Raw genomic sequence first — 8,894 nt, forward strand, 5'->3', positions numbered from 1 at the left:
TTCTACCATCACGTGTATTTTCCTGGGCGCACAGGCCCTGACAATTGCAATATGATCACTGATGGCACCAAAGGCAGAAACAGCCTCTGGCTTTACCTCATCCAGCATCTTGTTCAGGTCGTTATAAAACAGCTTCTGGTCAATGTTGTATCGCTTGGCATACTTGTTCGCCAGCGCCTGATCAGTCTCATAAATTCCTACCAGAACATTGTCACTCTTACCAGAGCGGTTAAAAAACCAGTCTACATGACCATGACTTAAACCTGCTATTGCTATTCTCATAGGTGATTGGGCATAGGTTTGCGAGAAGAATAAAAGACAAACGAGGGCTGCAAAAAAGTACTTCATGTTTTCAACGACAAAAAAAACAGTTGCTATAGGGTAAGCCCAATTTAGTAAAATTAAAGCTGGGACGTACTGATAAAGGAATTGATTACGGTCTATAAGCACTGCTATTTTTACTATGAAAAGTGCATACAATAGCTATACATCTAACTAACCATAGTTAAAGGCAGTTTTACAAGTAGGCTTCTTGCCCGTATTCTTATGATGGCAAAATCATAATATGAAGCAACTCATCCAAAGTCTTACCGGAGGGAGTTGCCCTATTGCTTTAAGGAGAAGGAGGCTTTTACAGGGTTTATAGCTTTTTGCAGCGCTGTTTGTCTATTCAACCTAGAAAAGATATAGAACAAGAAGATCGGCTAGGGAAAAGAAGTACAGCCAGAATGGGCAAATCTATCTTCCAGAAGTAGTTTGCTGGGCTATCAACGCTGCAAAACCTTATCAGCCGCAACATAATCCAGCCTAGAAAATTTCTTATTTTTCTCCGGCTTACCCTTTGTTTCCATCACCATGATGGCCATGCCAGACCAAGCAAAGGCAGCGTACAGACCAAGTGCCAGACCAGTAGCCGGAGTTCTTCCTATAAGTGCCATGCTGATCACCATCAGAGGGAACCAGATTCCAACAGCCAGGGGAACAAAGCGTTTCCATCCCTTCAGTTTGTTGGCCGCAGCTACTGTTATCCCCGTTATAAACATTAACAAATTACTGATTGGCCAGAACAGGTCAATGTAAAAATATAACTCAGTATTCTGTGGCAAGATCATGGCATATATGTTTGAGATACTGGCAATGGTTAAAGAGACAAGTAACAGCGGTATGAGTGCCTTGCCAAAGAACGTATTGCCTGTTGCCCCCATTCGGTGGAGGGCGGTAACACTGCACATCCAGCCGATCAGGTACAGAAGTCCGAATGCATTTGAGATGGCAGAGTCCCCGACGGCGTCAGCGGTGGTGCTGGGAAATTGAAAGCTGATGAACAGGCACGGAGCGCCAATAAGAGCAATAGTACCAAGGGTCCGGTTTTTCATAGTTTTTTACAGTTAAATTATTTATGTAAAAATCAAAGTAGTTGTATTGGTACCCATCAGTTGCGAACGCAGGTCACGGTCAAGACTGACAAGTAAATCACCTTAGGGCGAAGGTCTTAGACCGATTTCTATTTATCGCTTATGAGCACCCATATGTAGGCAACAGAATATGTTTCGTTGCGCATTTTTATGCTGTTACCTTTTACAAAGGAAATATGAAAGGAATAGTAGGAAAAGAAAGAACTGCCTGAGCCGGAGGAATAATGGAGCCAGCTGTAGAATCAGATTACTGAATTGTTTAACATAACATCTACAGACTTTAATGGATTCAGAGGAAGCGCGGGCTACTGCTTTAGTCAATTAGTGGTCACGCATGGTTCCGGCAATAAGACCTTTACCAGACCTTATAATTCCGAATCTTCAGGTGGGGCGAAGTTTATTTGGAATTTTTGCACAGGCGACTTGATGACAACCAAATAAGAAGAATGAGGAAATAAAGAAGCTTTGCTCGTTTCTACACCAAGCCCTTGCAGTAGGAGACAGCAGGGGATAAACCTATTTGCCTTTTTATTTACAGTTCACCCTCAGTCAGGATTTAACTACATAAAATTATTGCAACATTGTTGTATATATAATTTAATAGTCAGACATTAGGTATTGTTAAGTATCAGGCCAGTTTTTAGGCATAATCCCTACAAACATGAAAAAGAACCTACTTTTCCTGTGTGTTGCACTTTTACTTTTTACAATTTCCTGCCATGAGGATTCAGGAGATATCGGGATTTACTTCAACGGTGAGTTTACTGGTGGTGAGCGTTATAATGACTTTGAAGAAAATCCTTTCGTTGCGGTGGCAGATCAGCCGGTTTCTACTTTTTCAGTGGATGCAGACGGAGCTTCCTACAGCAATGTGCGCCGCTTTCTTTCCATGAACCAGCTACCACCCAAAGCAGCCGTCAGAACAGAAGAGCTGATCAACTATTTTACTTTTGATTATCCAGAGGCGACGGATGGAAGTCCTATATCGGTTAACGGGGAGGTTAGTGCGTGTCCCTGGAATGATGCACATAAGCTGATCAGGATTGGCTTGAAGGGAACAGATATCCCGGAGGAACAGCTGCCACCATCGAACCTGGTCTTCCTGATAGATGTATCAGGTTCAATGACCGGAGAAGATAGGCTTGATCTACTGAAAAAAGGATTTACACTTTTTACAGATCAGCTTAAAGCGCATGACCAGGTTTCTGTTGTAACCTATGCAGGATCGGCGGGCGTAGTGCTTCCAGCCACCAGCGGTGCAGATAAAACCAGAATAAAACAGGCAATACAATCCTTGGGAGTAGGAGGGAGCACGGCAGGTGCACAGGGAATCGTTACGGCCTATGAGATTGCGAAAGAACATTTTATTGAAGGAGGGAATAATCGGGTAATCCTGGCCACAGACGGCGATTTTAATGTTGGCGTATCCAGTCAGGATGAACTGGTTAAACTTATAGAATCCAAGCGTGATGAAGGCATTTTCTTAACAGTATTAGGGGTTGGTGCCGGAAACCTGAACGAGGGCATGATGGAGCAGGTAGCTAATCATGGCAATGGTAATTATGAATACCTGGATAACCTGGACCAGGTAGAAAAAGTCTTTATTCAGGAATTCAGTAAGTTCTTCACCGTTGCAAAAGATGTGAAAGTGCAGCTTACCTTCAATCCAGAGCTTGTGGAATCTTACCGCCTGATCGGGTATGAGAACAGGAAGCTGGAGAGTGAGGAATTTGAAGATGACACAAAAGATGCAGGTGAAATAGGGGCGGGGCAAACCATTACCGCACTCTATGAAATAAAACCCAAACCAGCGCCTAACATTCGTGCCGTACCTACTTTCACCATTGATTTTCGTTATAAGGAACCCTCCAGCGATGTCAGCAATCCTCTGAAACTTGAAATTTTTGATGAGGGCAACCTTTTTGAAGCTTCCTCTGCAGAAATGCAGTTTGCGGCGTCTGTCGCTGCCTATGCGATGTTATTGAGAGAGTCAGCTTATTTGGGAAGTGCTGATTATCATCAGGTAAAACAGTGGGCTGCCGACGCAACACATAATAATCAAGACCTTTGGAAGCAGGAATTTATTCAATTGATTGATAAGGCTGCAAGTTTTGAGTAGACTCCAGGATAAGCCATATTGCTTCAGATTTGTGGTATTGAAGGTATCACCATGCTCCTGTTAACCCAGCTCGAAACCTTAACGGAAGCAACATAAGGGTTGTGCAGAGGTGTCATGGGTAAAGGCATCAGGGTATCCTCTGAAAATGGGATTGGAGAAATTATCATGCTGAGGTTTAACATCGGTGCTTTCCGCACAAACTGATGTTGCATGGTTTACCTCAATGGATGGTACAGTAGCTGTATGCAATTTTTACAATATCGTGTCCGCAAAAGTCTTCGCTGTTATGTGAACTGCATCATGACTGATGCGTCTGATGATCAATCTGGTTCACTGGCACTTCCCCTATATGCAGATGGCTACCCGGGCATCATGTACCAAAGGGCTGATAACGGCCTTTTTCTAATGCCAAAAGGGAAAAAGCTTTCGGACCTTTTTCTATATGGGCAGACCTTAAATCCTGTAACCTTATCCGCTCAGGGTGCTTATCAGCTTGTGGTACTTCAGCTGTATCCATTTGCCTCCAGGTATCTCCTGAATATCGATCCAAAGGTCCTGAATGATGAATGTTATGATCTCCATCATTTGAAAGGCATAAGCATCGAGGAATTTTATGAGAGACTAAAAACAGCAAATGATCTGCCCACACAGATTGAGATTATGTCTGACCTGGCTGAAGCATTGCTTTCGACTCATACCGTCAAGCAAGATGATCGTATTCAAAGCACCATTCACCAGATTATCCAGAACAGGGGTTTGGGTAGAATTAGCGAAATAAGGGATCAGGTTTACCTGACAGAAAGGACCTTTGAAAGGAGTTTTATGAATGAAGTAGGTCTCACTCCCAAGCAATTTGCAAAAATCATCCAATTCCAAAGTTCACTTGAGAAAATTGAGAACGTCGGTTCAGAAAGATTTACAGATATAGCCTTTGATTGTGGTTATGCAGACCAGTCTCATTTTATCAGAGTTTTCAAGTCCTACACAGGCTTATCTCCTAAACAATATCGTCTTCAAGCCTTACAGCATTCATGATTGCCGGTTTTGTTCAATTTCTTGACGCTTGTCCAAAATACTTTTGTTCATGTCATCAAAATTAAAAAGATCATGAAACTAATTGTATTTGGATCCACCGGATCAGTAGGAAAACATGTAGTACAGCAGGCTATTGAAGCAGGCTTTGATGTAACAGCATTTTGCAGAAATAAGGCTAAGGTGCAACCCACCAGCAACCAATATTTAACAATTGTCGAGGGTGATGTTTTCAATCCCACATCTGTCGATAAAGCAATAAAAGGTCATGATGCAGTATGTGTTGTATTGGGTTCAGGTAAGAGCAGAACAGGCCTGGTTCGATCAGAAGGTACCTGGCATATATTAGACGGAATGAAAAAAAATGGCGTTGATCGGTTGGTTTGTCAGACAACGCTTGGCGCAGGCAGCAGCAGGGGAAATCTGAACTTTTTCTGGAAAAGAATCATGTTTGGCTGGTTTTTAAAGAAGGTTTATCATGATCACGAACTCCAGGAAAAATATGTTAAGGAGAGTGGTCTGTCGTGGACGTTGGTGCGGCCTGGAGCGTTCACGGACGGCGAAAGAACAAGACACTACAGACACGGATTTTCTCATGATGACAGAACCACAAAACTTAAGATTTCAAGAAAAGATGTGGCTGATTTCATCATCAAGGAGTTTACCAGTAATCAATATGTGCATCAAAGCCCTGGACTTTCATACTAATTATAAAAATGCTTAGTACCATCAAAAATAGTGGAGTAACAGAACAAAAGATAACAACCACTGCAAAACAATATAGAAACGATGGCCTGTTCACTGGGACAGCTAAGATCACCGCCTTTCATTCTTTCCCTTTTGGCCGAAGCAGTATGGCTCTGAACTCAGCCACTATTGATACGGCAGAAATGAAAAATCTTTTCCGATAATGGATTCAAGTTAACTGGAATAGAGGTTTCAGAAACTGCAATTGACTTAGACCATAAGCACTCTGGAGATACTGTGAGGGTATTTCTGCAACTTTTACCCGCAGAATTTTATAAACAACCTGTAGCTGGTTGGGGCAGATACTTGTATGTAAGAAATGAGAAAAGCAGGTTTTTTGTGCCTGCTTTTTTTGCATAAACCTAGATGATTGTCCAAGATGATGAATGTACTATCAAAGGAGTGAAGATGATGCAGGTTTCGATTTTCTGGGATTGAAATTATCCTATCGCCTGCTTCAAGCGATTTGCGATCACACTAATAGCCCTATTTGCTTCTTCTATTACACCACCTAAATTCAAAAATGGATGAAACAGTCCATTGAACCTTACTATTTCTGCTGGCACTCCTTCTTCTAATAAACGTTTACCATAGGCTTCACCTTCATCTCTTAAAGGATCATATTCACCAGTAATAATTAAAGCTGGAGGTAAATTACTAAGATCTTCTGCTTTTAGTGGGCTTACTAATGGATTTTCAGCGTCAGCTTCGCTTGTAAGGTAGTGATTAAAATTCCAGATCATGTCGTTGAGGGAAAGAAAGTACCCTTCCGCAAAATCTTTGTAAGAGGCTGTACCTGCTTTATAATAATTTGTTACCGGATAAACCAGAACCTGATAGGCTATACTTGGGGTGCCTCGGTCACGAGCTAGCAAAGCTGTAACTGTTGCAAGATTCCCACCTGCGCTATCTCCCCCTACAGCCACTCTGGTTGGATCACCTCCAAATGATGTAGCGTTTTCACATACCCAACTGGTAGCCGCGTAAGCATCATCCAGTGCGGCCGGAAACTTATTTTCCGGCGCTAGCCTGTATTCTACTGAAATCACAATACAGCCTGATTCGTTGGAAATTTTCCGGCAAATGCGGTCATGCGTATCGATATTGCACATAACCCAGCCACCACCGTGAAAGTAAACCATGACACCTAAAAGAGCTTTACCTTGGTGATTTGTTTCAGGAGTATAAATTCGAATGGGTATGTTACCGCCTGGACCAGGTATATTCCTGTCTTCTACCTGAGCGACATGAGCTGGGGGCCCGCCTAATTCTGCAAGATTACCAAGTGCTGCACGCGCTTGAGCAGGTGTCAATGAGTGGATTGGCGGTGCACCGCTTGCAGCCATATGGTCAAGAAAAGCCTTAGCCTGAGGATCTAAAGACATATTTAACTTTTTTGGATATTTATATCACGAATCAATTATCCATATGTAAAGCCAGAATTAAGCAAATAATGTTCTTTTCAACTGCTTTAACACATTTTCAAATCTAACAAATTTTACATGCAACCAGAATTCATGCATGTAATTAATTGATTTGGTAGCTTATTTATCTACAAATAAGCTTTCAATCCATCCTAGGGTATACAATAGGGTTTATATGACTAATTGTTGCAGAAGTGTATCAATTAAGCAAATATTAGCATCCAGAGCAGTAAGCCGCTAGAAAGAAATGAAGGAATAGAACTACAGTTCAAGCTATGTTTAACCTTTAAAAACTTAGCTGTTGCTTGAAAAGTCTGGGTTTACAATTCACAAATAACAAGCAGCTATAGAGGAATGTAAATCATTATTAAGAGGTGCATTTCAGCAAAATGGGCTACCTAAAGAATGATCTTAGCCTGGGCAAGCGAAGCCTGATAGCGTCCACGTGTGTACTGGCAACTATAGAAATTATGCTGATAATCATTAAATTAACTCTTGAAAGAGCTAATTACTAATATAAAATGGAAGCAAGGATAATCATCAAAGAAGTAGCCCCAGAAGCCTATAAAGCCATGCATGCCTTGGAGAGATACCTAAGAAATACCAGCATTGATTTTTCTCTAAAGGAACTGATCAAAATCCGGGCTTCGCAGATCAATGGTTGTGCCTACTGCATCCAGATTCACACCACCGATGCCCGTAAGGCTGGCGAAACCGAACAGCGGATTTATGCTTTGAGTGCCTGGAGGGAATCGCCTCTGTTTACAGAAAAAGAAAAAGCCGCTCTTGCTGTTACTGAAGAGGTAACAAAAATCTCGGACAGAGGACTCTCCAAGAAGACCTATAGCCTTGTGAAACAACATTTCTCAGAAAATGAGATTGCAGAAATTATCATGCAGGTAGTCACCATCAACGCCTGGAATAGAATAGCCGTTGCTACTCACTTAAAGCATTCACATCAGTGAAAAACCCGATCAAGATCAGAGAGGAATCGCCTGCTGACCATGCAGCAGTGTATTCCCTGCTTGCGTCTGCATTCGGCAGGGAGGATGAAGCTAAACTGGTAGAAAGACTAAGAGCCTCAACAGCATATATTCCTGAACTATGCTTGGTTGCAGAACATGCTAAAAATGGGATAGTAGGCTATATTCAGTTTACTCACGTGCACATAGCAGGAAAGCAGTCATATCCATCTTTGGCCCTGGCTCCCATGGCTGTTACACCAGGCTATCAAAACACAGGCATTGGTAGCTTACTGGTACAAGCAGGCCTTACCAGGGCCAGGGAAATAGGTTATCAATCTGTCATTGTGCTTGGGCATCAGGAGTATTATCCGAGGTTTGGCTTCAGACCTGCATCTGCATGGGGAATTTTCTGCCCATTTGAAGTTCCCGATGAAGCTTTTATGGCCATAGAATTAGAAAAAGGAGCCTTGAATGCTAAGGCAGGCACTGTAGTGTATTCTCCGGCTTTTAATTTACCATGAATTGTCTGGTGCTAATACCAGAATAATTGCAGCTGGAACATGAATAATGGTGAAAAGCTGGGAGCACCTTTCATTAAAATTTAGACTTATATCCTTTAGCTTTCCCTCTATTGGGTTCAGTTTATTTAGTCTTCGATTGCCTCAATACCTTTTCGCTCAAGCTCCTCTAGATGCTTTTTCATTGCTTTGAGTTCCTCGGGTAAGTGTCCTTGCCAAGCAGTTACCTCTCCAATAATTTTTAATGGATACAGAGAACGGTACGATTTTGTCGGATTGCCTGGAAATTTCTTGTCCGTCAAGTTTGGGTCGTCCTCAATTGAACCGGTTGGCTCAACTATATAAATCCTTTCACGCCCATCACCCAAGGCAAGTTCAGCTCCCCAAATAGCAGCGTCCAGGGTAGCTGTAAGGTAAATGTATTTCGCCTTTTTCTTTTTGCCGTAGTTTGAGTTGAAGCCAGCTTGGATCAAGTCGCCTACATTTAGATTAGCTTTGGTGCCGTGATAGAACGTCTGTGAAAAATCAATTGTACTGTTTCTTCCCATGGATTCCTTATTGTTTTGAATACCGTTTACCCTATGTTGGAATTGTCCGTAGCAACGAAGCTGCCCTACATCCACCTACGAGCTGCGTAAAATCTTCTCTAACTTCTTGCCCTTCGCCAATTCATC

9 protein-coding genes are annotated in these 8,894 nt (G+C 42.2%); 5 read left to right on the plus strand and 4 right to left on the minus strand.

Annotated features, from left to right (window positions below):
- Both KWJ01_RS13355 and KWJ01_RS13360 read right to left on the minus strand, forming a co-directional pair.
- Positions 1 to 282 (minus strand): Gfo/Idh/MocA family oxidoreductase (locus KWJ01_RS13355; protein ID WP_224996975.1); only part of this gene is annotated, 282 nt, incomplete at its 3' end.
- 485 nt (positions 283 to 767) lie between these two features.
- On the minus strand, positions 768 to 1,376 hold the full coding sequence (locus KWJ01_RS13360) for a hypothetical protein (RefSeq protein ID WP_224996976.1): 609 nt from the start codon (positions 1,374 to 1,376) through the stop codon (positions 768 to 770).
- Positions 1,377 to 2,076: 700 nt separating this feature from the next.
- On the opposite strand from KWJ01_RS13360, the gene KWJ01_RS13365 reads away from it, so the two are divergent.
- The 3 genes from KWJ01_RS13365 (at position 2,077) to KWJ01_RS13375 (ending at position 5,274) form a co-directional block, all read left to right on the plus strand.
- Positions 2,077 to 3,534 (plus strand): VWA domain-containing protein, encoded by a 1,458-nt coding sequence (locus KWJ01_RS13365; protein WP_224996977.1) that lies wholly within the window; start codon positions 2,077 to 2,079, stop codon positions 3,532 to 3,534.
- Positions 3,535 to 3,777: 243 nt separating this feature from the next.
- A complete protein-coding gene (locus KWJ01_RS13370) occupies positions 3,778 to 4,569 on the plus strand; it encodes a helix-turn-helix domain-containing protein (protein WP_370634717.1) in 792 nt (263 codons plus the stop codon).
- 72 nt (positions 4,570 to 4,641) lie between these two features.
- Complete coding sequence (locus KWJ01_RS13375) at positions 4,642 to 5,274, plus strand: NAD(P)-dependent oxidoreductase (protein ID WP_224996981.1); 633 nt, start codon at positions 4,642 to 4,644, stop codon at positions 5,272 to 5,274.
- A gap of 479 nt (positions 5,275 to 5,753) precedes the next feature.
- On the opposite strand, the gene KWJ01_RS13380 is transcribed toward KWJ01_RS13375, so the two are convergent.
- The gene (locus KWJ01_RS13380) at positions 5,754 to 6,698 is read right to left on the minus strand and encodes an alpha/beta hydrolase (RefSeq protein ID WP_224996982.1); all 945 of its coding nucleotides are present in this window, start codon (positions 6,696 to 6,698) and stop codon (positions 5,754 to 5,756) included.
- 560 nt (positions 6,699 to 7,258) lie between these two features.
- On the opposite strand from KWJ01_RS13380, the gene KWJ01_RS13385 reads away from it, so the two are divergent.
- Together KWJ01_RS13385 and KWJ01_RS13390 are read left to right on the plus strand one after the other, a co-directional pair.
- Positions 7,259 to 7,702 (plus strand): carboxymuconolactone decarboxylase family protein, encoded by a 444-nt coding sequence (locus KWJ01_RS13385; protein WP_224996984.1) that lies wholly within the window; start codon positions 7,259 to 7,261, stop codon positions 7,700 to 7,702.
- Positions 7,699 to 8,223 (plus strand): GNAT family N-acetyltransferase, encoded by a 525-nt coding sequence (locus KWJ01_RS13390; RefSeq protein ID WP_224996986.1) that lies wholly within the window; start codon positions 7,699 to 7,701, stop codon positions 8,221 to 8,223. Before KWJ01_RS13385 ends, KWJ01_RS13390 begins: the two co-directional genes overlap by 4 nt.
- Before the next feature lie 125 nt (positions 8,224 to 8,348).
- Here the strand turns inward: KWJ01_RS13390 and arr are convergent, their stop codons facing one another.
- Positions 8,349 to 8,768 carry an NAD(+)--rifampin ADP-ribosyltransferase gene (arr, locus tag KWJ01_RS13395; RefSeq protein WP_224996988.1) on the minus strand — a complete coding sequence of 140 codons (420 nt, stop codon included), beginning with the start codon at positions 8,766 to 8,768 and terminating at the stop codon, positions 8,349 to 8,351.
- Between the last annotated feature and the right edge of the window lie 126 nt (positions 8,769 to 8,894).

Origin of the sequence: Cesiribacter sp. SM1, from assembly GCF_020178975.1 — a bacterium.
Taxonomy (GTDB): Bacteria; Bacteroidota; Bacteroidia; order Cytophagales; family Cyclobacteriaceae; genus Cesiribacter.

Excerpts from the sequence above, each read along its gene's own strand:
- KWJ01_RS13385 (WP_224996984.1), top strand. The coding sequence starts at position 7,259 with ATGGAAGCAAGGATAATCATCAAAGAAGTAGCCCCAGAAGCCTATAAA.
- arr (WP_224996988.1), bottom strand. The coding sequence starts at position 8,768 with ATGGGAAGAAACAGTACAATTGATTTTTCACAGACGTTCTATCACGGC.
- KWJ01_RS13370 (WP_370634717.1), top strand. The coding sequence starts at position 3,778 with ATGCAATTTTTACAATATCGTGTCCGCAAAAGTCTTCGCTGTTATGTG.
- KWJ01_RS13360 (WP_224996976.1), bottom strand. The coding sequence starts at position 1,376 with ATGAAAAACCGGACCCTTGGTACTATTGCTCTTATTGGCGCTCCGTGC.
- KWJ01_RS13365 (WP_224996977.1), top strand. The coding sequence starts at position 2,077 with ATGAAAAAGAACCTACTTTTCCTGTGTGTTGCACTTTTACTTTTTACA.
- KWJ01_RS13380 (WP_224996982.1), bottom strand. The coding sequence starts at position 6,698 with ATGTCTTTAGATCCTCAGGCTAAGGCTTTTCTTGACCATATGGCTGCA.
- KWJ01_RS13375 (WP_224996981.1), top strand. The coding sequence starts at position 4,642 with ATGAAACTAATTGTATTTGGATCCACCGGATCAGTAGGAAAACATGTA.